This window comes from Nocardioides islandensis, from assembly GCF_015352455.1.
Taxonomy (GTDB): Bacteria; Actinomycetota; Actinomycetes; order Propionibacteriales; family Nocardioidaceae; genus Nocardioides; species Nocardioides islandensis.
Window position 1 is genome coordinate 580,808 of the sequence record NZ_JADKPN010000001.1, and the last position, 20,485, is coordinate 601,292.

A 20,485-nucleotide genomic window follows, 5' to 3' on the forward strand; every position below is an offset into this window, starting at 1 on the left:
CTACGGCGTCGGCCCGCCCCTGCTCGGCGTGGCCGTGGGCGTCTCCGTCGGCAGCCCGGTGGGCGTCTCGGTCGGCAACCCCGTGCTCGGCGTCTCGGTCGGCTCCTCGTAGGAGGACACCACGATCGTCACCGACGTCCCCTGCGGCTGCTCGCTCCCGCCGTCGGGGTTCTGCTCGATGACGGTGCCCTTGGGCTCGGTGGTGTCGTTCGAGGTCGTCACGAACGCCTTGAAGCCCTCCTTCTGCAGAGCCTGCTTGGCCTCGTCCTCGGTCATGCCGACGACGTCCGGCACCTTCGACGGGCCGTCGGAGAAGAACACGGTGACCGTCGTCCCCTCGGGCACCTGCTCGCCGGCGGCCGGGTTGGTCTCGAGCACCTGGCCGCGAGGCGCGTCGCCGTCCTTCTCCTGGAACTTGGCCTTCAGCCCGGCGTTCTGCAGCGACGCCTGGGCGTCCTCCCGGGTCTGGCCCACCACCGGGGGCACCGTCGTCATCGGCTTCCCGGTCGAGACGGTGATGGTCACGGTCGCGCCGGGCTCGACGAACGTGTCGCGGTTGGGGTCCTGCTTGATCACCTTGTCGCGGGCGACGTTCGGGTCAGCGACGTACTCCGGCTGGCCGACCGACAACCCCGCGTCGCCGATCGCCGCGCGCGCCTGCTGCTCGGTCATGCCGATCAGGTCGGGCACCTGGACCTGCTGCGGGTTGTCCTCGAAGAGCATCGGCAGCAGGAACGCCGCCCCGATGATCAGCGCGACCAGCAGCGCACCGAGGAACAGCAGCAGACCGGTGCGGTTGCCGCCCCCGTCGTCGTCCGGCTCGGGGACCGGCTGACGGCCGGTCGTGGTCACCGGGTCGGGCGGGTACGCCTGGTAGCCGGTCGGGGCGACGGTGGTGCGGTCGTCCGGCGGGGGAGGCGGCGGCGCGGTCGCGCGCACCGGGTGACCGGCGAGGTAGCGCTCGATGTCGGCCCGCATCGCGGCCGCCGACTGGTAGCGGTCCTCGACGCGCTTGGCCAGCGACTTCATCACGATCGCGTCGATCTCGGGGGAGAGCTGGGTGTCGTGGTCGCTGGGCGGCACCGCGAGCTCGCGCACGTGCTGGTAGGCGACGGCGACCGGGCTGTCGCCGACGAACGGCGGCCGGCCGGTGAGCAGCTCGTAAAGGAGGCAGCCGGCGGAGTAGACGTCGGATCGAGAGTCGACGGTCTCGCCGCGGGCCTGCTCGGGGGAGAGGTACTGCGCGGTGCCGACGACCGCGGCCGTCTGGGTCATCGTCGAGGACGCGTCGGAGATGGCCCGGGCGATGCCGAAGTCCATCACCTTCACGTCGCCGCTCGGCGTGAGCATCACGTTGCCGGGCTTGATGTCGCGGTGGATGATCCCGGCGCGGTGGCTGTAGTCGAGCGCCGACAGCACGCCGGAGGTGATCTCCAGCGCACGCTCGGGCAGGATCTTGCGGCCCTCGCGCAGGATGTCGCGCAGCGTGCGCCCGGCGACGTACTCCATGACGATGTAGGGCTGGGAGATGCCGTCGGCGGTGAGCTCCTCGCCGGTGTCGTAGACCGAGACGATGGCCGGGTGGTTCAGCGAGGCCGACGACTGCGCCTCGCGACGGAAGCGGGCCTGGAACGTCGCGTCGCTGGCCAGGTCGGTGCGCAGCCGCTTGACCGCCACCACCCGGCCCAGCCGGGTGTCGGTGCCCTTGCGGACCTCGGCCATCCCACCGCGGCCCAGCAGCTCGCCGAGCTCGTAGCGGCCGCCGACGAGGGTCGGTCCGTGCGCGGAACTGGTCATCGGATCACTGCCTCCATCACGGCCTTGGCGATCGGACCGCCCAGCGCGCCGCCGGCGATCTCACTCGTGTCCTTGCCCGGCACGCTCTCGATCATCACCGCGACCGCGACCTGGGGGTCGTCGGCGGGCGCGAAGCTCACGAACCAGGCGTACGGCGGCTTGCCCTCGACACCGCTCTGCGCCGTACCCGTCTTGCCGGCGACCTCGATGCCGTCCATCGCGGCCGGGGACGCGGTGCCCTCGTTCACCGTGGCGACCATCAGCTTGGTCAGCTCGTTGGCCGTCGTCGGCGACACGGCGCGGGACAGCTCGCTGGGCTCGGTCTTGTCGAGCGTCTGCAGGTCGGCGGACTGCACCTCGTCGACCAGGTAGGGCTTCATCACCGTGCCGCCGTTGGCGATCCCGGCCGCCACCATCGCCATCTGCAGGGGCGTGGCCCGGACGTCGAACTGCCCGAACCCGGTCTGCCCGGTCTGCGGCTTGTTGGTGCCCGCCGGGAACGCCGACTCGGCCTGCGGCCCGAGGTCGTCGAGGTAGTGGTCGTTGAAGCCGAAGGCCTCCGCCTGGTGGTACATGCCCTCCGCCCCGACCTCGATGGCCAGCTGCGCGAACGTCGTGTTGCACGACCACTCCATCGCGGTCTCGAAGGAGATCCGCTTGGGGTCGCACTGGTAGCGGCCCTCGTTGTCGATGAGTCCGGTGTCGCCCCGGGTCTCGGGCAGCTGGTAGGTCGCGCCCGCCGGCACCTGCGAGGACGCGTCCCAGTTGCCGCTCTCGATCGCCGCGGCGGCGGTGACGAGCTTGAACGTCGAGCCCGGCGGCAGCGTGGTCTGGATGGCCCGGTTGAGCAGCGGCTTGGCCGGGTCCTCGTTGAGCTGGTCGTAGGTCTGGCTCACCGAGGAGAAGTCGTGCGAGGCCAGCTTGTTGGGGTCGTAGGTCGGCAGCGACACCATCGCCAGGATCTTCCCGGTCGTCGGCTCGAGTGCCACCACCGCACCCTGGACGTCGGGCCCGAGCGCCGAGAGCCCGTCGAACGCGGCGTTCTGCGCGTCGGGGTCGATCGTCAGCGACACGCGACCGCCCTTGGTCTGGTTGCCGTTGACGAGGTCGACCAGGCGGGTCACGAAGAGGCGCGAGTCGTCGCCGGACAACACGTCGTTCTGGCTCTGCTCGACGCCGGTCTGGGAGTAGTACGAGAACCACCCGGTGACCGGGGCGTACTTGTACGGCAGCGGGTAGGTGCGCTGCCACTTGTACTCGTCGTCGCTCTCGTTGCTGACGGCGACCGGCTTGCCGTCGACCAGGATCGCCCCGCGCTCGCGGCTGAACGCCTCCTGGATGATCCGCCGGTTCAGGGGGTTCTTGTCCAGGGCGTCGGACTGCCAGTACTGGAGGTACGTCGCGTTGACCATCAGCGCGATGAACAGCAGCATGCAGAAGATCGAGATGGTGCGGATCGGCTTGTTCACGCCATCTTCACCACCTGGGTGGTCTCCATGTCGGCCTCGTCGTCGGTCACGAGCATGGGAGCCGGGCGGCGGGCGTGGTCGGAGATGCGCAGCAGCAGCGCGACCAGCACCCAGTTGGCGACCAGCGACGACCCGCCGTAGGACAGGAACGGCGTGGTGAGGCCGGTGAGCGGGATCAGGCGGGTCACGCCGCCGATGACGACGAAGACCTGGAGGGCGACGACGCCGCCGAGGCCCACGGCGACCAGCTTGCCGAAGCCGTCGCGGCAGATCAGCGAGGCACGGAAGGCGCGCTCGACGATCAGGCCGTAGAGCAGGATCACCGCGATCATGCCCGTCAGGCCGAGCTCCTCGCCGATGGCGCCCATGATGAAGTCGGACTCGGCGCGCGGGATGCGGTCGGGCATGCCGAGGCCGAGGCCGCGGCCGAGCAGGCCGCCCCACCCCATGCCGAACATCGACTCGACGAGCTGGAAGCTCTTCCCGCCCGAGGCGTCGGAGTAGTAGTCGAACGGGTGCAGCCAGGTGTCCACGCGCACCTGCACGTGCGACTCGACGCGGTACGCCGCCATGGCCCCGGCGAGGAACAGGACCGTGCCGACGATCAGCCAGCCGGCGCGCTCGGTGGAGACGTACAGCATGATCAGGAAGAGCCCGAAGAACAGCAGGCTCGAGCCGAGGTCGGTCTCGAACACCAGCACGCCCAGGCTGACCAGCCACATCAGCAGGATCGGCCCGAGGTCGCGGCCGCGCGGCAGGTCCACGAACAGCACGCGCCGCCCCGCGAGGGCGAGCGCGTCGCGGTGCAGGACGAGGTACCCGGCGAACGTCACGACCAGCAGCAGCTTGGCGATCTCGCCCGGCTGGAAGCTGAAGGGACCCGCGTGGATCCAGATCTGCGCGCCGTTGATGTCGGTGCCGATGCCGGGGACCAGCGGCAGCAGCAGCAGGATCAGCGCCGCCAGGCCGCTGGTGTAGGTGAACCGCTGCAGGACCCGGTGGTCGCGCAGCAGCAGCAGCGTCAGCACGAACAGCGCGACGCCGACCGTCATCCACGTCAGCTGCTGCCGGGCGAAGGTGGTGTCCTCGGCGAGGTCGAGACGGCGGATCACGGCGAGCCCGAGGCCGTTGAGCGCGGCCACGACCGGCAGCAGCACGGGGTCGGCGTACGGCGCCACGAACCGCACCACGACGTGCGCGACCACGACCAGGGCGGCCAGCCAGCCGCCGTACCCGATGATGTCGGCCGGCACCTCCTCGTCGACGCCGAGCCCGACGGCGGCGTACGCGCCGACGCCCACGGCCAGCGCCAGCACGAGCAGGAACAGCTCCGCGCCCCGCCGGCGGCGGTGCACGAACTCCATGATCACCCCGGACTGGCTCATGGCGTCGCGCTCGCCGTGTCGGTCGGCGTGGCCGTCGCGGTGGGCGACACGGTGTCGCTGGGGGAGGCGCTCTCCGTCGGGGTGGCCGTCGTGTCCTCGTCGAGGGACTGGTTGGCCGCGAGCCGCTTCACGGCCCGCTGGGCGTCGGCCAGGCTGTCTGCGTCGATGCCGGCACGCACCGTGGAGGCGTCGTAGTCGGACAGCCGGTCCAGCGAGACGTTCGTGGTCTGGTAGGCGTGCGAGAGGTCGATCCCGGGCACGTCGGCGTTCAGGCCGCGGAAGATCGTCACGCTGCCGTCCTGCTCGCCGACGAAGTACTGCTGCTGGCTCCAGGAGTACGCCGCCGCGCCGGCCATCCAGACCAGGCCGACCAGCGCCACGGCGGCCAGCAGCCGGCGGGCGAGGAGGAACCGCCGCGGCGGACGGGGGGCGTAGCGGGCCTCCTCCGGGTCGACCGGGTCGGTCTCGATGGCGAAGGGCGGGATGTTGCCGGTCAGGTTGTCGGGGATCTCGGCCTTCACCGGCTCCAGCTCGCCGGTGTCGCCGGCGCGGTGGCCGCGGAAGAGGTTGGTCTTCGGCACGTGCAGGCGGCGCTTCAGGTCCGCGGCCGAGCCGACCGTCATCGGCTGCTGCTGCTCGGGCCCGACCTCGGACTCGTCGACGACGTCGGCCACGATGCAGGTGACGTTGTCGTTGGTCCCGGCCTCGAGGCTCGCGCGGACCAGCTCCACCGCGGCGTAGTCGGGCGTGCCCATCGAGAGGATGTCGGCCAGCCGGCCGTCGTCGAGCACGCCACTCGCGCCGTCGCTGCACAGCAGCAGCCGGTCGCCCTGGTGCATGTCGATGTCGAACATGTCGGCGTCGATGTCGTGCACGCCGTCGATCGCCTTGAGGATCAGGTTGCGGTGCGGGTGGGTCCGGGCCTCCTCGTCGGTGATCCGGCCCTCGTCGATCAGGCTCTGCACGAACGTGTGGTCCTTGGTGACCTGCCGGATCTCGTCGTCGCGGAAGAGGTACGCGCGGCTGTCGCCGACGTGGCCGAAGGTCAGCTTCGTGCCGTCGAAGAGCGCCAGCGTCGCGGTCGTGCTGGTGCCGCTGAGCGCCGGGTCGTCGTCCACGAGCTCGGCGATGCGGTCGTTGGCGCGGTGCAGGGCGCCGGCGACCGCGCTGCGCATGTCGTCGCTGGCCGTCGAGCTCGGCTTGGCGTCGAGCTTGCGCAGCTGGCCGATGGCGGTGGCCGAGGCGAGGTCGCCGCGGGCCGCACCACCGACGCCGTCGCACACCGCGAGGAGCCAGGGGCCGGCGTACCCGGAGTCCTGGTTGTCCTTGCGGACGCGCCCGACGTCGGAGATCGCGGCGTAGCGGAGACGGAAGGCCATCGGCTACTTCCTCAGCTCGATCACTGTCTTGCCCACGCGCACCTGGGTGCCGAGGGTGAGTGTGGTCGGCTGGGTGATGCGCACGTTGCCGATGTAGGTGCCGTTGGTCGAGCCGAGGTCCTCCACGAACCACTGGTCGCCGGAGGCGGCGATCCGGGCGTGGCGGGTGGAGACGTAGTCGTCGTCGAGCCGGATCGCGGCGTCCGGCCCGCGCCCGATGAGGATGGGCGCCTCGGCCAGCTCGGCCCGCTCGCCCTGGTTCTCCCCGTCGACGACGAGCACGTGCGTCGGGGCCCCGCGCCGGGCGCGCGGCGGCTTGGGCGGCCGGGCGTCGCGCTTGGCCGCGGCGGCGCGCGCGCCCTCGGGGATGCGCGCGCCGAACATGTCGGAGCGGATCACCGACAGCGCGGACAGCACGAAGATCCAGAGGATCGCGAGGTACGCCAGCTTGATGAGGAACAAGGTCAGCTCAGACATCGCCGTACTCCCTGTCCTCGGACTCATCCTCGGTCACCCGGACCGTGATCGTGGTCCCGCCGATCTTGACCCGGCTGCCGTCCTGGACCGCCGTGCGCTGCACGCGGTGCCCGTCGACGAGCATGCCGTTGGTCGAGCCGAGGTCGCCGACCTCGATGTCCAGGTCGTCGTCGCGGGTGAACACCAGGAACTCGATGTGCCGCCGGCTCACGCCGGGGTCGTTGATCCGGACGTCGGCCTCGGTGCCGCGGCCGATGACCAGCCCGGGCGGGACCAGCGGGTGCTTGGTGCCGTTGACCTCGATGAGCGCGCGCGGCCGCCGCTGCCGGGTCAGGTTGCTGTTGCTGGTGACCTTGGCCTGGGCGCGGCTCTTGATCCGGAACCGCCCGGTGGACAGGTCCTCGGCGCTCTCGAACGCGATCGTCACCGGCCCCGGGAAGACGTAGTGCTGCTGGTCGGCGTGCTCCTGGAGCTGCGCGGTGAGGTCCTGCACGAGCGTGGAGTCGTACGGCGCCAACCGGTCGAAATCGGTCCCCGCGAGCTCGACGTGGAAGTCGTTCGGCACCGCCCGCCGCTGCCGGCTGAGGATCTGGGCGTTGTTGTCGCACTCGCGCTCCAGCGCCGCCGCGATCTCCACCGGCTGCACCGCGCTGCGGAAGACGCGGGCGAACGCGCCGTACACCATGTTCTCCAGTCGCTGCTCGAACCGCTGCAGGCCGCCCACCTCCGCCTCCTTCCCGGTACGCACGCTGAAGTCCCAGCTCGGTTGTCGCGCCCGCCGGGTGGTCCGTCGATCGTAGCGAGGGGGGTCTCCTCCTCCCCGCACCCGACCGATGCTTCAGGTCGCGTGCCTCACGCAGCGCTCCGGCGCGTTCTCAGGCGCACGACCCGCCGTCGCCCACCGGTTTGGGCGGTCCTCCGGCGCTGGGATACCCTCAGCACGCTTCTGGCGCGAGTGGCGGAATAGGCAGACGCGCACGGTTCAGGTCCGTGTGTCCGAAAGGACGTGGGGGTTCAACTCCCCCCTCGCGCACCAGACTTCTCCACCCCTAGGGCTGGTGTCCGGCGAACGCCGCCCGGGTACTCATGAACCGTGCTGATCCCTCGCGACCACTCGCCCCGCGTCCGAGCCGGAAGCGACGTCGACCTCGACGAGGCCGACGTCCACGTCGGCCGGCGGTGGAAGTCCGCCGCCGGGATCCCCGGCGTGGCCGTCTCGCTGAAGCGCTCGGTCGACGCGATGGGCGTGCGCCGGACGGCGCAGACGCTGCTGAAGCTCAACCAGGTCGACGGGTTCGACTGCCAGGGCTGCGCCTGGCCGGACCCCGACCCCGACCACCGCAAGCACGCGGAGTTCTGCGAGAACGGCGCCAAGGCGGTCGCCGAGGAGGCCACGACGGACCTGCTCGAGCCGGGGTTCTTCGCCGACCACTCCCTCGCCGAGCTCACGGGACACAGCGACTACTGGCTGGGCAAGCAGGGCCGGCTGGTGCACCCGATGGTGCGGCGCCGCGACGCCACGCACTACGAGCCGATCGCCTGGGACGAGGCCTTCGCGCTGATCGGCGAGACCCTGAAGGGCCTCGACAGCCCGGACGAGGCGATCTTCTACACCTCGGGGAAGACGTCGAACGAGGCGGCGTACGTCTACCAGCTCTTCGCCCGGGCCTACGGCACGAACAACCTGCCCGACTGCTCGAACATGTGCCACGAGTCCACCTCGGTCGCCCTGGCCGAGACCATCGGGATCGGCAAGGGCTCGGTCTCGCTGGAGGACGTGCACCGCGCCGACCTCATCGTCATCAGCGGCCAGAACCCCGGCACCAACCACCCGCGGATGCTGACCGCGCTGGAGATCGCCAAGGAGAACGGCGCGCGGATCCTGTCCATCAACCCCCTGCCGGAAGCCGGTCTGCTGCGCTTCGACAACCCGCAGACCGTCCGCGGGCTCGCGGGCCGGGGCACCGGGCTGTCCGACCTCCACCTGCCGATCCGCGTCAACGGCGACCTCGCTCTGTGGCAGGCCTTCGGAGCGGTACTGCTCGAGCACGGCGCGATCGACCGGGACTTCGTCGAGCGGCACACCGCGCACTTCGAGGAGTACGCCGCCCACGTGCGCGCCGTGGACTGGGACGCCGTCGAGCGGGCAACCGGCCTGGACCGGGCACTCATCCGCGAGGCGGCCGAGATGCTCATGGCGTCGAGGGCGACCGTGCACTGCTGGGCGATGGGCATCACCCAGCACCGCAACGCCGTGAACACCATCAAGGAGTTCGTCAACGTCGCGCTGCTGCAGGGCAACATCGGCCGGCCCGGCGCCGGCCTGTGCCCGGTGCGCGGGCACTCCAACGTCCAGGGCGACAGAACCATGGGCATCTGGGAGAAGGCGCCGGACCACTTCCTCGACGCCCTGCGCGACGAGCACGGTTTCGAGCCGCCGCGCGAGCACGGCCTCGACACCGTGGACTCGATCCGCGCGCTGCGGGACGGCCAGGCCCGGTTCTTCATGGGCATGGGCGGCAACTTCGTCTCCGCGGCACCGGACACGCTCGTCACCGAGGAGGCCATGGAGAGGGCCGAGCTGACGGTGATGGTCTCCACCAAGCTGAACCGGACCCACGTGCGCTGCGGGCACACCGCGTTGATCCTCCCGGCCCTGGGACGCAGCGAGCAGGACCGCACCGGCGGCGTCGACCAGCGCGTCACCGTCGAGGACTCGATGTCGGCGGTCCACGCCTCTCGCGGGCCGCTGAAGCCGGCCGGGCCGTTGCTGCGCTCCGAGGTCGACATCGTCTGCGGGATCGCGGAAGCCACGCTGACCGACGACCTAGGGCCTGACACCCCGATCCCCTGGGCGTCGTACCGAGCCGACTACACGCACATCCGGCACGCCATCTCGCACGTGGTGCCGGGCTGCGCGGCGTACGACGAGAAGGTGCGGCAGCCGGGCGGCTTCGTGCTGCCGCACCCGCCGCGCGACTCCCGGGAGTTCCCCACCGAGGAGGACAAGGCGATCTTCAGCGTCAGCCCCCTGGACGTGCTGCACGTGCCGGAGGGGCGGCTGCTACTGCAGTCGCTGCGCAGCCACGACCAGTTCAACACCACGATCTACGGGCTGTCCGACCGCTACCGCGGCATCTCGGGCGGGCGGCGCGTGGTCTTCGTGCACCACGACGACGTCGCGGCGCTGGGCTTCGACAACGGCGACCTCGTCGACCTGGTCAGCGAGTTCGACGACGGCATCGAGCGCACCGCGCCGGCCTTCCGGATCGTCGAGTACGACACCCCGCGCGGGTGCGCCGCGGCGTACTACCCGGAGGTCAACCCCTTGGTCCCGCTGGACTCCACGGCGCGCGGCAGCAACTGTCCGACGTCGAAGTCGGTCATCGTGCGGCTCGAGCACGCCAGCGGGAAGGCGGCCTGGCGCACCGACCAGGGCACCCAGGCCGCGGTGGGCGCCGACCGGGAGCACAAGTCACGCGTCCAGCCCCGACACCTGAGCTAGTCACCTCAGCTGGAGGACACCAGCCAGAAGTGCTCGTCGCCGGCCGCGATGTCCTTCTCCTCGACGATGCCGAGGCCGCGGGCGTAGAACTTCATCGAGACGACCTTCGGCTCGAGACGGCTCCACTCCAGGGTGCGCACGATGTCCTCCTCGGTCCCGCCGGGCGTGGTCACCCGGGGCAGCCGCTGGACGACCCAGGCCTGGTCCTCGGCGACGCCCTTGGAGAACTCCATCCGTGCGGCGTACGACGGCCGTGGGTCGGCGGGCATGATGATCCCGGCGACCGCCCCGTCGACACCGGCCTCCCACGAGCCTTCCTTGTCCTCGAGGTGGCCGTGCGCGTCGTAGGTGCCGGTGTCCTCCCCGAAGTACCAGACGTTGCCGGCGTGGTCGGCGGCGTACCAGTCGTCGGTCTTCTCCGCGAGCGTCCCGTCGGGGCGTCGGACGACGTCGTGCACGACGGTGACCCGGACGCCGGCGACCGTCCGCGTCCGGTCGGTGACCCGGACCGTCTCGCGGAAGTGCTCGTCACCGTCGGTCCCGCGCAGCCGGGTGACGAGCCCGGGAGCGAGCGGGAACCACGGGTTGTCGGTGGGCTGGGCGAACAGGTGCGGGTCGGGGTTGCCCGGTGCGGAGGCCGGCGCGGCGGTGGGTGCGGGCGCCGAGGCGGCGCTGCCGGTCAGCAGGGCGGCGACGGCGGAGGCCGTCGCGACGACGGCGAGGGTGCGGCTGGTCATGCCCGCACCATCCCGCGACCCGGCTGAACCCAGCCTGAAGACCCAGCTGACGGAGCGGTCAGGGCACGACGACGAGCTTGCCCCGCACGTGGCGGCCGATGCTGGCGCGGTGCGCGTCCGCGACCTCGTCGAGCCCGTAGGTGCGGCCGACCGGGATGTCGATGACGCCGTCGTCGAGCAGCCGGAGCACCTCACGCTGCCCGACGGGGCGGATCTCCGTGCCGGGGTCCGCGTCCGGCCCGCCGCCGATCAGCTTGATGCCCAGCTGCGTGGCGACGGCGAACGCCGCGATCGTGACGACGCGGTCTCGGTCCGCGACCAGCGCCAGCGAGGTGTCCAGCGCCTCCTGGGTGCCGACCAGGTCGAGGGCGGCGTCGACGCCGTCGGGTGCGAGAGCGCGGACCCGGTCGAGCAGGCCGTCGCCGTAGGCCACGGGCTCGGCTCCCAGCGAGCGCAGGAAGTCGTGGTTGCCCGGGCTCGCGGTCGCCAGCACCCTCGCCCCTCGCCGCGCGGCGAGCTGGACGGCCAGGACCCCGACGCCGCCGGCCGCGCCGTGCACGAGCACGGTGTCACCCGCAGCGACGCCGACGACCTCGAGGGCGTGGTACGCCGTGCCGCCCGCGACCGGGACCGACGCGGCCGCTGCCCAGGACACCCGGGCCGGCTTGGCGAGGAGGGCGGACGCCGGGACCAGGACCTGGTCGGCGTACCCGTTCCCGGGTACCTCGGTCGCGACGACCTCGTCACCCACGGTCCAGCCCGAGACGTCCGCGCCGAGCGCCTCGACGACGCCGGCCACCTCGTAGCCGAAGGTGAGCAGGTCCTCCGGGTCGTCGGAGTGGACGCCGTCGTAGTGGTACCAGTCGACGGGGTTCACCGAGATGGCGCGGACGCCCACGCGGACCTCCCCCGGTCCCGGCTCGGGGGTCGGCACGTCGCGGAGCTCGAGGACGTCCGGGCTGCCGAAGTCACGAGGGACGACCACGCGTGTCATGCGGCGACAACGCGACCCGGTGGGAGGTCATTCCTCCGCGCGCGCCACCCAGTCGAGCACCTCGGCCGCGAAGTCGGCGGGCCGCTCCATCGACGGCAGGTGGGCGACGTCGGGCCACACCACGCCCCGCACGTCCGAGACACCGGCCAGCACGTGGTCCGCGGCCAGCCGGATGCTGTCGATGTCCAGCTCGCCGGAGATCACCAGGGTCGGCGCGGTGATCTCGTCCAGCCGCTCGTGCGCCTCGGGGTGCAGCTCGTCGTCGGCCTCCCACACCTCGTCGGGCCAGTCGAGGGTCAGGTCGTAGTTGCGCCGCTGCATGACGCGTACGGCGTCCCGCACGGCCGCCGGCACGACGTCCGGTCCGCGGTGCGGGCCGTCCACCCACGCGGTGACGTTGGCCTCGACGGCGGCGTCGATGTCGCCGGCCTCCATGGCGGCGCCCTCCAGCTCCCAGGCCGCCGCCAGCTGGTCGGTCTTCTCGGTGAGCAGCGCGCCGCCGGGCGCGGCCAGCACCAGCGAGGCGGCCAGCGCCGGTCGCTCGATGGCCAGCTCCGCGCAGACCCCCGCGCCGAACGAGCAGCCGACCAGGTGGGCGCGGTCGATGCCGAGGTGGTCGAGCACCTCCAGGACGTCGGCCCGGGGCGACCAGGGGCCGACCGGACGCTCCGTCGAGTCGCCGAAGCCGCGCAGGTCGACGCGGACCACGTCGCGGGTCGCGGTGAGGGCGGGGAGGACCGGGTCCCACATCCGCCGGTCGGCGATGCCGGCGTGCACCAGCAGCACGGGGAGCTGTCCGGTCGGGCCGGCCCGGTCGAAGGAGAGCATCCCCGCCAGCCAACCCGCTGGGCTCGGTCAGGGCAACGCGTTTTCGGCGGGGAGCACCAGCCGGAAGTGGGCTCCGACCGGTCCGGCGACCACGACGAGGGTGCCGCCGTGGCGGTGGGCGACGGTCCGCGCGATCGCCAGGCCGAGGCCGCTGCCGCGACGGCTCCGGGCCGCGTCGCCCCGGTGGAACCGCTCGAACACCGCCTCCTCCTGTCCCGGCGGCACGCCCGGCCCGTCGTCGACCACGTCGAGGACGACCGACCCGTCCTCGACCGCGGCGCGCAGCGTCACCGTGGACCCGGCGTGGGCGGCGGCGTTCTCCAGCAGGTTGCGCACCAGCCGGCGCAGCTCGGTCGCGTCGCCGCGCACCGGTGCCGCCGAGACACCGGACGTGTCCACGGACAGGTCGCCGAGCCGGCGTACCCGCGCCGCCTCCTCGAGCACCAGGTCCTCGAGGTCGAGCGGCTCGTGCACCCGCGGCCGCTCGTCCTCGGTCACCACGAACAGGAGGTCGCCGACGAGAGCCTCCATCTCGGTGACGTGCGCGAGCAGGTCGCGCCGGAGCTCGGCCTCGTCGACGTCGGCCGGGTGCGCCATCGCGACCTCGAGCTGGGTGCGCTGCGCGGTCAGCGGGCTGCCGAGGTCGTGCGAGACGTCCGCCACGAAGCGTCTCTGGCGTTCCGACGCGCCCTCGAGCCGGTCGAGCATCCGGTTCATGGTCGTCGCCAGGCGGCCGACCTCGTCGTCGCGGCCCGACGTGCCCACCCGGCGCGACGGGTAGGCCTCGGTGATGGTGTCCACCTCGGCCCGGATCCGGTCGAGCCGCCGCAGCGCGCGGCCGAGGAGCAGCCAGGCGGCCAGCACGAGCAGCAGCCACACGACAGGTACGCCGACGCGCAGGCCGGCCCGCAGGCTCGCCGTCGCCTCGCGTACCGACTCCAGCGAGGTGCCGACGTACGCCCGGACGCGACCGCCACCGGCGGCCGGGCCGGTGGCGGACCACAGCCGGTACTGCTCGGTCTCGCGGTCGTCGGGCCCGGTGACCTGGGCGACGTGCAGGCCTCCCGTGGCCGGTTCGTCGGTGAGGGGAGCCGCCCCCGTCGCGTTGGCCGATGCGGCCACCACCCGACCCGTGTCGTCGACGACCTGCACCACGGAGTCGTCGGTGACGTTGACCAGGGTCGTCGGGAGGTCGCCGGTGCCGGCCAGGGTGAGGAGGTCGGCGACCCGCGACCGCGCCAGGTCGTCGGCCGACTCGGTGAGGCGGTGCCGCAGCACGGACTCGAGGGCGAGCGCCCCGCCGAGAAGCAGCACCGCCGCGACGACCGCCACGAGCGCCGTGGTGCGCACGCGCAGGCTCATCGCCGGTCAGCCGCCGTCCGGGTCGAGGCGGTAGCCGACGAGGCGCACCGTCTGGAGCGCCGAGCGCCCGAACGGCTCGTCGATGCGCTGGCGCAGCTGCCGGACGTAGACCTCGACGATGTTCGGGTCGCCCTCGAAGGCGAAGTCCCAGACGTGCTCGAGGATGACGGCCTTGGACAGCACCTCGCCCGGGCGGCGCATCAGGAACTCGAGCAGCGAGAACTGCCGCGGCGTCAGCGCGATGGGCCGGTCGCCGCGCCACGCCTGGTGGCCGGCCGGGTCGAGCGTCAGGTCGCCGGCGCTCAGCACGGCGGGCCGCTCGGCCCCGCCGCGCCGCAGCAGTGCCCGGATCCGGGCGGTCAGCACGACGAAGGAGAACGGCTTGGCGAGGAAGTCGTCGGCGCCGGCGTCGAGGGCGCGCGCCTCCTCCTCCGCACCGACGCGAGCGGTGAGCATCAGGATCGGCACCCAGTTGCCGGCGGTGCGCAGCCGGGCGCAGAGCTCGTCCCCGGCCAGGCCGGGCAGCATGACGTCGAGCACCAGCACGTCGTACACGTTCTCGGTCGCCAGCCACTCGCCGTCGGTGCCGGTCAGCGCGACGTCCACGGCGTACCCCTCGCGCTCGAGCCCGCGGCGCACCGCCTGTGCCACGTGCTTGTCGTCCTCGACGACCAGGATGCGCACGGGCCGATCGTCCCACCGGCCGCTGAACCCGCGCTGAACGCGGCTTCAGGCTGGCTTCAGGGCGCAGAGCGCAGGATGGTCGGCATGAGGCTGGACATGAGGCTGGACATGAGGAAGGGCATCGCACTCGGGACCGGTGGGGCCGCCGTCGTGGTCGCTCTCGTGGGCGGCGGGGTCGCCGTGGCCGGCGGGCTCGAGCCCGGCGAGGACCACAGCCAGGACTACACCCGGCAGCAGGCCGACCGGGCGACCGCCGCTGCGCTCGACGCCACCGGCGGCGGCACCGCCAACAGCGTCGAGCGCGACGGGGAGAACGGCGCGACGTGGGAGGTCGAGGTGACCGAGCCCGACGGCACCACCGTCGACGTGCGGCTGGACGCGAGCTACGCGGTCGTGGTCATCGAGGGCGACAGCGAGGACGCGGGCGAGACCGGCGACTGACGCAGCGCCAGGCCGAGCCAGGCGTACCCGAGCATCCACGCGCCGATCGCCAGCCGCCCGGCGACCATCGGGCCGAAGACCGCCGGGAACATCACCGCGAACACGTACCCGCCGAGGCCCAGCAGCAGCCACCGTGCGGAACCGTCGAGCAGCCGGGTCCGGACGACGCCGATGCCCGCCACGAGCGGGCCGATCCCGAGCAGCACCATGGGCAGGGTGTAGAGGGTCCCCACGAAGGACCCGGTCGAGTCGTCGACCAGGGCGTCGCGGGCGGCGATCGCGACCAGCTCGTTGACGGCCAGCAGCGCCATCCCGGCCAGGCCGATCCAGGTACCCACCCTCAGGGCGCGGGACGGGCGGCGCCGCTCCAGCAGGAGCAGGCCTCCGAACAGCGGCAGCATCGCGACGTGCTGGACGGCGAAGACGACCTGCCAGAACGTGAACCAGCCGGCGTCGAACGGGTAGCTGAACCGGTCGGCGGGCACCTGCCGGTCCCAGGCGATGATCGCCACCGCGCCCAGGGCGCCGAACGCCGACGCGACCGCCCCCACGAGGCCGTACCTACGAATGCGTGAGTCCATGCCCGGGACGCTAGGGAGCGGGGGTCGGGCGCACATCGGAGGAAACACTCAACTGCGCCACGCAGGTCGGCCACCTAGAGTGCTGGCGTGCCCAGGGCAGGGGACCTCGTCAAGCGGGCCCGCGACCTGTACCGCCGCGGTGCCCTCGCCGACGCCGTGGCGGCCTGTGAGCAGGCGGCCGACGAGGCGCGGCGCGCCGGCGACACCGAGGCCCTGGCCGACGCCGCGACGGTCATCCGGGTCGGGCACGGCGGCGCGATGGCCGGCCGCGTGCACGAGCTGTGCGTCGAGGCGCTGGCCATGCTCGGCGAGGCCGACCCCATCCGTACGGCCCGCGTGCGCGCGCAGCTGGTGGCCACCAGCAACCCGTTCGGGCCGCCCGAGCCGCTCGACCTGCCACCCGAGAGTGACGACCCCGAGGCGGCGTTCCTGCGTCTGCAGGCCTGGCACGCGGCGAGGTTCGCCATCGAGCACCTCCCGGAACGGCTGTCGGTGGCGGACCAGGCCGTCGAGCTCGGCCGGCGCACCGGCACGGCGGAGTACGCCGCGTGGGGACGCCGCTGGCGGATGGACGCCTACGCCGTGCTCGGTGACCGCATCGCGCTGCTCGCCGAGCTCGAGGCGCTCAGACCCGTCGTGGCCCGGATGGACCGCCGCGAGTGGACGGCGTACGTCCTGCTCGTCGAGGCCTCTCAGCGGCTGATCGAGGGCCGGTACGACGACGCGCTGGGGCTCGCGGACCGGGCCCGCGACGCCGACCCCGAGGGGGAGGCGGCGTTCTTCCACCTCGTCTTCTCCTCGGCAGTCGCCGCCGAGACCGGACGGGACCTCGAGGCGCAGACCGCGGCCGTGCGCGCCGTGGTCGACCGGCTGCCGCCCTTCGCCCATGGCTGGACCTGCCGGATGCTCCAGGCGGCGGGCCGGCGTGAGGAGGCCGAGAGCCTCTGGCGCGGACTGGTCCCGCACGTGCGGCGGATGCCCGAGCGTGCGCCCGAGTGGGTCATCGCGGCGGCCGGGTACGCCGAGACCTGCGCCTGGCTCGGCGACGCGAACACCGCGAGGGTCCTCTACGACCAGCTCGCGCCGTACTCCGGGCTGCACGCGATCGGCCTGTCCAGCACGCCGTACGACGGCCCGGTGGACCTGGCCCTCGGACGGCTGGCCGCGACGTACGGCGACGCCGAGCGCGCCCGGACGCACCTGCGCGCGGCCCTGGCGGCGACCGACGCGGTCAACGCCGTCGCCTACCGCGCGCTCGTGCAGGCCCAGATCGCCGGGCTCGCGGTGCCGGACGACGGCCCGCTCACCCCCCGCGAGCGCGAGATCGCCGGCCTGGTCGCCGACGGGCTGAGCAACGCCGCCATCGCGGCTCGCCTGACGCTGTCCGAGCGCACGGTGGAGAACCACGTGAGCAGCATCCTGAGGAAGCTGGACCTCGGCTCACGCGCGGGCGTGGCGGCCTGGTACGTCCGCCACACCGGCTGAGGACGGCCGGTCCACCCCTGCGGGGCCTCAAACCCGGCGCGGACCTTCACTAGAGTGACGGAGATGAACATCGTCTTCGTCGAGCCGGCGTTCCCGCAGAACCAGCGGCGCTTCGTGTCCGCGCTCGCGGGCGTGGGCGCCCACGTCGTCGGCGTGGGGGAGTCGCCCGAGCACGAGCTGGGCGACGACCTGCGCGGCCAGATGGCGGCGTACTACCAGGTCGGCAACGTCACCGACGTGCACCAGCTCGACGAGGCCGTGCAGTGGGCGCAGGACCGCATGTGGATCGACCGCCTCGAGGCGACCATCGAGTCGCACCAGATGGCGGCGGCCGAGGTACGTGAGGCGCGCGGCATCCCCGGTACGTCGCTGCGCACGACCTGGCTGTGCCGCGACAAGCCCTCGATGAAGGAGGCGCTCCGGCGCGCCGGCGTACCGACCGCCGCCTCGACCGCGGCCGACAACGCCGGCGAGGTGCGCGCGTTCGCCGAGCAGGTCGGCTTCCCGCTGATCCTCAAGCCGCGCAGCGGCGCCGGCGCCCAGGGCACCGTGCGGGTCGACTCGATGGCCGACCTCGAGCGCGAGCTCGGAGGGTTCGGCGACGCGGCCTCCATCGCCGTCGAGGAGTTCGTCGAGGGCCACGAGGGCTTCTACGACACGATCAGCGTGGACGGGAACATCGCCCACGACTGGGCCACCCACTACTACCCCAACGTGCTGGAGGCGATGCGGCACCGCTGGATCAGTCCGCAGTTCATCACCACCAACCGCATCTCCGACTCCTCGTTCTACGGCGAGGTCCGCGAGATGGGCCATCGCGTGATCCAGGCGCTGGGCATCACCACCTCCGCGACGCACATGGAGTGGTTCTACGGGCCGAAGGGGTTGCGGTTCTCCGAGATCGGGTGCCGCCCACCGGGGGTCGGCGCGTGGGACCTGTACTCCGCCGCGAACGACGTCGACGTCTACCGCGAGTGGGCGCACGCCATCGTGCACGGCGGTCCCGAGAAGCCGATGACGCGGAAGTACGCCGCCGGCATCGTCGCCCTGCGTCCCGACAAGGACGGCTCGATCCGGGGCTACAGCGGGCTCGACGACGTCAACGGCCGGTTCGGCGAGTGGATCATCGACGCCCACCTGCCCGACATCGGCACCCCGACGCAGCCGGTCGAGGCCGGGTACATGGCGAACGCGTGGGTGCGCCTGCGCCACCCCGACTACGACACCGCCCGGTCCATGCTCGACGACGTCGGTCGCACGGTCCACGTGCACGCTGGATGAGGACGGTCCTCCTCGGCCCGCAGCGCTTCCTGACCACCGCGGGCACCACCGTGCAGTCGGTCGCGCCCGAGGGCACGGTCGCGACGGTCACCGCCGGCTGGCAGGACCGCGAGCCCGCGGACGACGAGCTCGACGAGGTGATGGGTGGGCGCAGCCGCAACCTCCGGCTGTACGAACGGCTCACCGACGTCCTGGAGACCGACGGGCACTTCGCCGAGCAGGCCCTGTCGCACCGGGACGCGATGGACGAGCTCGCCGGCATCTACAGCCTCCGGCTCCAGCGCGCGCTGGAGAGCGTGTACGCCGTCGCCCGCCGCCCGGCCCGCCACGACATCGCCGACTCGGCGTTCGCCGACGCCGTGCGGGACGTACGCGACATCGACGCGTGGTACCTGCGGACCGTCGACCAGCTGTACGCCGAGCTGGAGGCGAAGGCCCCGCCCGCGGAGAGCGAGCCGGTACGGCGTCACCGTGAGGAGGTCGCCGAGGTCCTGCGCGACGCGGCGGTGCTGGCCGTCGCCGGCGGCCACGTGGGCATCCTGCTGCGCTGCCTGCGGCTCTTCGCCGTCGACCCGCCGCAGGACCTGCCGGTCGTCGCGTGGTCGGCCGGGGCGATGGCGCTGACCGAGCGGGTGGTGCTCTACAACGACCGTGGCCCGCAGGGCGTGCAGGGCGCCGAGGTCTGGGACCGCGGCTCCGGCCGCGTGCGTGACGTCGTCGCGATGCCGCACGCGCGCCGCCGGCTGCGCCTCGACGACCCCGTGCACACGCGGGTGTTCGTGCACCGCTTCGCGCCGGCCACCTGCCTGCTCCTCGACGACGGGACGAGCGTGGAGATGACCGCCGACGGCTCGGTGCCCGACGGCGCCCGCGTCCTCACCGAGACCGGGGCCGGCGGGGGTGCCCTGTGACCCGCGCCGCCACCAAGCTCGCCATCAACCGGCTGATCGAGCGCAAGCCGCTGGACGACGCCGCGGTCGACCGGTTCGTCGAGCGACTGGTCGCAGGTGGGGGAGCGCCGATCATCGAGGGCTCCCGGGCGACGTTCCTGTGGCGCGGCGACGCGGACGAGGTGTCGGTGCGGCACCGGGTGGTCGGGCTGGCCGACCCGCTCGTGCTGCGCCGGGTGAAGGGGACCCACCTCTGGTACGTCACCACCGACATCCCCGAGGGCTCGCGGATCGAGTACCAGTTCGAGGTCACCCGCGACGGCCACACCGACTCGTTCCTCAACGACCCCCTCAACCCCAAGCTCGCGCACGGGCCGTTCGGGTCGAGCTCGGTCTGCGCGGCAGCCGGCTACCACGTGCCCGACTGGACCCAGCACGACCCGGAGGCGAGGCCCGGCGAGGTGGTCGAGCGCACCATCGCCAGCAAGGCGCTGCGCCGCCAGGTGACCTACCAGCTCTACCTGCCGGCCCGGTTCCGGTCGGTGATCCGCTACCCGCTGGTGGTCTGCCACGACGGGCTGGACTATCTGAACTACACCTCCGCCAAGACCGTGCTCGACAACCTGATCCACCGCAACGAGGTGGCCGAGATGGTGGTCGCGTTCGTCTCGCCGGTGGGCGACCGGCTGGTCGAGTACGCCAACAACGCGCCGCACGCCCGGTTCATCGCCCGCGAGCTGGTGCCCGAGCTCACCGAGCAGCTGCCGATCTCCGACACCCCCGTGTCCCGCACGCTGATGGGGTCGTCGTTCGGCGGCGTCGCCACGGTCTCGACCGCGGCCCGGTACCCCGACGTCTTCGGGTCACTGCTGCTCGAGTCGCCGTCGCTCGTCTTCACCGACATCGGCCAGGAGCACGGCGGCGGCCCGGTCTTCGACCCGGTGGTGAAGTTCGTCAACCGCTACCGCGCCCGCCCGCGCCGCATCGCCGACAGGATCTACCTGACGTGCGGGATGTACGAGCCGCTCATCACGCCCAACCGGTCCATGGAGACGGTGTTCCGCCAGGCGGGCATGGAAGTCCGGTACGTCGAGGCGCGCGACGGCCACAACTGGGAGAACTGGCGCGACCGCCTCCGCGACGGCCTCGGCTGGCTGCACCCGGGCGACCAGAAGTTCGTCTACGAATAG

18 protein-coding genes and 1 tRNA gene are annotated in these 20,485 nt (G+C 72.5%); 7 read left to right on the top strand and 12 right to left on the bottom strand.

The annotated features are described in order from the left end of the window. Genes pknB through ISU07_RS02820 form a run of 6 tightly spaced genes read right to left on the bottom strand, consistent with a single transcriptional unit; the run spans position 1 to position 7,255 of the window. On the bottom strand, positions 1 to 1,797 hold the full coding sequence (gene pknB, locus ISU07_RS02795; RefSeq protein ID WP_194705202.1) for a Stk1 family PASTA domain-containing Ser/Thr kinase: 1,797 nt from the start codon (positions 1,795 to 1,797) through the stop codon (positions 1 to 3). Further along, positions 1,794 to 3,266 carry a peptidoglycan D,D-transpeptidase FtsI family protein gene (locus ISU07_RS02800; RefSeq protein ID WP_194705203.1) on the bottom strand — a complete coding sequence of 491 codons (1,473 nt, stop codon included), beginning with the start codon at positions 3,264 to 3,266 and terminating at the stop codon, positions 1,794 to 1,796. Before ISU07_RS02800 ends, pknB begins: the two co-directional genes overlap by 4 nt. Next, complete coding sequence (locus ISU07_RS02805) at positions 3,263 to 4,651, bottom strand: FtsW/RodA/SpoVE family cell cycle protein (RefSeq protein ID WP_194705204.1); 1,389 nt, start codon at positions 4,649 to 4,651, stop codon at positions 3,263 to 3,265. Before ISU07_RS02805 ends, ISU07_RS02800 begins: the two co-directional genes overlap by 4 nt. Further along, entirely contained in the window at positions 4,648 to 6,030 is a 1,383-nt protein-coding gene (locus tag ISU07_RS02810) for a PP2C family protein-serine/threonine phosphatase (RefSeq protein ID WP_194705205.1), read from the bottom strand. The genes ISU07_RS02805 and ISU07_RS02810 overlap by 4 nt, the downstream gene beginning before the upstream one ends. Before the next feature lie 3 nt (positions 6,031 to 6,033). Then, the gene (locus tag ISU07_RS02815) at positions 6,034 to 6,507 is read right to left on the bottom strand and encodes an FHA domain-containing protein FhaB/FipA (RefSeq protein WP_194705206.1); all 474 of its coding nucleotides are present in this window, start codon (positions 6,505 to 6,507) and stop codon (positions 6,034 to 6,036) included. Beyond that, positions 6,500 to 7,255, bottom strand: a complete 756-nt coding sequence (locus ISU07_RS02820; RefSeq protein ID WP_323742389.1) for a DUF3662 and FHA domain-containing protein — start codon at positions 7,253 to 7,255, stop codon at positions 6,500 to 6,502. Before ISU07_RS02820 ends, ISU07_RS02815 begins: the two co-directional genes overlap by 8 nt. Positions 7,256 to 7,456: 201 nt before the next feature. On the opposite strand from ISU07_RS02820, the gene ISU07_RS02825 reads away from it, so the two are divergent. Together ISU07_RS02825 and ISU07_RS02830 are read left to right on the top strand one after the other, a co-directional pair. Next, positions 7,457 to 7,543: transfer RNA gene (locus tag ISU07_RS02825), tRNA-Leu, on the top strand. A 57-nt stretch (positions 7,544 to 7,600) separates the two neighbouring features. Continuing rightward, on the top strand, positions 7,601 to 10,012 hold the full coding sequence (locus ISU07_RS02830; protein WP_323742390.1) for an FdhF/YdeP family oxidoreductase: 2,412 nt from the start codon (positions 7,601 to 7,603) through the stop codon (positions 10,010 to 10,012). A gap of 5 nt (positions 10,013 to 10,017) precedes the next feature. Here the strand turns inward: ISU07_RS02830 and ISU07_RS02835 are convergent, their stop codons facing one another. The 5 genes from ISU07_RS02835 to ISU07_RS02855 are packed head-to-tail and all read right to left on the bottom strand — an operon-like array spanning position 10,018 to position 14,617. Further along, positions 10,018 to 10,749: a hypothetical protein gene (locus tag ISU07_RS02835; RefSeq protein WP_194705207.1), complete on the bottom strand. Its 732-nt coding sequence runs from the start codon at positions 10,747 to 10,749 to the stop codon at positions 10,018 to 10,020. Between the two features lie 58 nt (positions 10,750 to 10,807). Beyond that, positions 10,808 to 11,743: an NADP-dependent oxidoreductase gene (locus ISU07_RS02840; protein ID WP_194705208.1), complete on the bottom strand. Its 936-nt coding sequence runs from the start codon at positions 11,741 to 11,743 to the stop codon at positions 10,808 to 10,810. A 27-nt stretch (positions 11,744 to 11,770) separates the two neighbouring features. Beyond that, positions 11,771 to 12,571: an alpha/beta fold hydrolase gene (locus ISU07_RS02845; protein WP_194705209.1), complete on the bottom strand. Its 801-nt coding sequence runs from the start codon at positions 12,569 to 12,571 to the stop codon at positions 11,771 to 11,773. A 27-nt stretch (positions 12,572 to 12,598) separates the two neighbouring features. Then, positions 12,599 to 13,933 (bottom strand): sensor histidine kinase, encoded by a 1,335-nt coding sequence (locus tag ISU07_RS02850; protein ID WP_194705210.1) that lies wholly within the window; start codon positions 13,931 to 13,933, stop codon positions 12,599 to 12,601. Positions 13,934 to 13,939: 6 nt separating this feature from the next. Next, positions 13,940 to 14,617, bottom strand: coding sequence for a response regulator transcription factor (locus ISU07_RS02855; protein WP_194705211.1), 678 nt, complete (start codon positions 14,615 to 14,617; stop codon positions 13,940 to 13,942). Positions 14,618 to 14,701: 84 nt separating this feature from the next. Between ISU07_RS02855 and ISU07_RS02860 the strand changes: the two genes are divergently transcribed. Further along, positions 14,702 to 15,058, top strand: a complete 357-nt coding sequence (locus ISU07_RS02860; RefSeq protein ID WP_194705212.1) for a PepSY domain-containing protein — start codon at positions 14,702 to 14,704, stop codon at positions 15,056 to 15,058. On the opposite strand, the gene ISU07_RS02865 is transcribed toward ISU07_RS02860, so the two are convergent. Next, on the bottom strand, positions 15,001 to 15,639 hold the full coding sequence (locus tag ISU07_RS02865) for a hypothetical protein (RefSeq protein WP_194705213.1): 639 nt from the start codon (positions 15,637 to 15,639) through the stop codon (positions 15,001 to 15,003). The two genes, ISU07_RS02860 and ISU07_RS02865, sit on opposite strands and share 58 nt — an antisense overlap. An 87-nt stretch (positions 15,640 to 15,726) precedes the next feature. Here ISU07_RS02865 and ISU07_RS24640 point away from each other — a divergent pair, with 87 nt between their 5' ends. From ISU07_RS24640 to ISU07_RS02885, 4 genes are all read left to right on the top strand, one after another. Further along, entirely contained in the window at positions 15,727 to 17,124 is a 1,398-nt protein-coding gene (locus ISU07_RS24640) for a response regulator transcription factor (protein ID WP_323742391.1), read from the top strand. A 63-nt stretch (positions 17,125 to 17,187) separates the two neighbouring features. Beyond that, positions 17,188 to 18,405 carry an ATP-grasp domain-containing protein gene (locus ISU07_RS02875; RefSeq protein WP_194705214.1) on the top strand — a complete coding sequence of 406 codons (1,218 nt, stop codon included), beginning with the start codon at positions 17,188 to 17,190 and terminating at the stop codon, positions 18,403 to 18,405. Next, positions 18,402 to 19,316, top strand: a complete 915-nt coding sequence (locus tag ISU07_RS02880) for a type 1 glutamine amidotransferase family protein (protein ID WP_194705215.1) — start codon at positions 18,402 to 18,404, stop codon at positions 19,314 to 19,316. The genes ISU07_RS02875 and ISU07_RS02880 overlap by 4 nt, the downstream gene beginning before the upstream one ends. Further along, the gene (locus ISU07_RS02885; RefSeq protein WP_194705216.1) at positions 19,313 to 20,485 is read left to right on the top strand and encodes an alpha/beta hydrolase-fold protein; all 1,173 of its coding nucleotides are present in this window, start codon (positions 19,313 to 19,315) and stop codon (positions 20,483 to 20,485) included. Before ISU07_RS02880 ends, ISU07_RS02885 begins: the two co-directional genes overlap by 4 nt.

Excerpts from the sequence above, each read along its gene's own strand:
- pknB (WP_194705202.1), bottom strand. The coding sequence starts at position 1,797 with ATGACCAGTTCCGCGCACGGACCGACCCTCGTCGGCGGCCGCTACGAG.
- ISU07_RS02805 (WP_194705204.1), bottom strand. The coding sequence starts at position 4,651 with ATGAGCCAGTCCGGGGTGATCATGGAGTTCGTGCACCGCCGCCGGCGG.
- ISU07_RS02810 (WP_194705205.1), bottom strand. The coding sequence starts at position 6,030 with ATGGCCTTCCGTCTCCGCTACGCCGCGATCTCCGACGTCGGGCGCGTC.
- ISU07_RS02815 (WP_194705206.1), bottom strand. The coding sequence starts at position 6,507 with ATGTCTGAGCTGACCTTGTTCCTCATCAAGCTGGCGTACCTCGCGATC.
- ISU07_RS02835 (WP_194705207.1), bottom strand. The coding sequence starts at position 10,749 with ATGACCAGCCGCACCCTCGCCGTCGTCGCGACGGCCTCCGCCGTCGCC.
- ISU07_RS02840 (WP_194705208.1), bottom strand. The coding sequence starts at position 11,743 with ATGACACGCGTGGTCGTCCCTCGTGACTTCGGCAGCCCGGACGTCCTC.
- ISU07_RS02845 (WP_194705209.1), bottom strand. The coding sequence starts at position 12,571 with ATGCTCTCCTTCGACCGGGCCGGCCCGACCGGACAGCTCCCCGTGCTG.
- ISU07_RS02850 (WP_194705210.1), bottom strand. The coding sequence starts at position 13,933 with ATGAGCCTGCGCGTGCGCACCACGGCGCTCGTGGCGGTCGTCGCGGCG.
- ISU07_RS02860 (WP_194705212.1), top strand. The coding sequence starts at position 14,702 with ATGAGGCTGGACATGAGGCTGGACATGAGGAAGGGCATCGCACTCGGG.
- ISU07_RS02865 (WP_194705213.1), bottom strand. The coding sequence starts at position 15,639 with ATGGACTCACGCATTCGTAGGTACGGCCTCGTGGGGGCGGTCGCGTCG.
- ISU07_RS02875 (WP_194705214.1), top strand. The coding sequence starts at position 17,188 with ATGAACATCGTCTTCGTCGAGCCGGCGTTCCCGCAGAACCAGCGGCGC.
- ISU07_RS02880 (WP_194705215.1), top strand. The coding sequence starts at position 18,402 with ATGAGGACGGTCCTCCTCGGCCCGCAGCGCTTCCTGACCACCGCGGGC.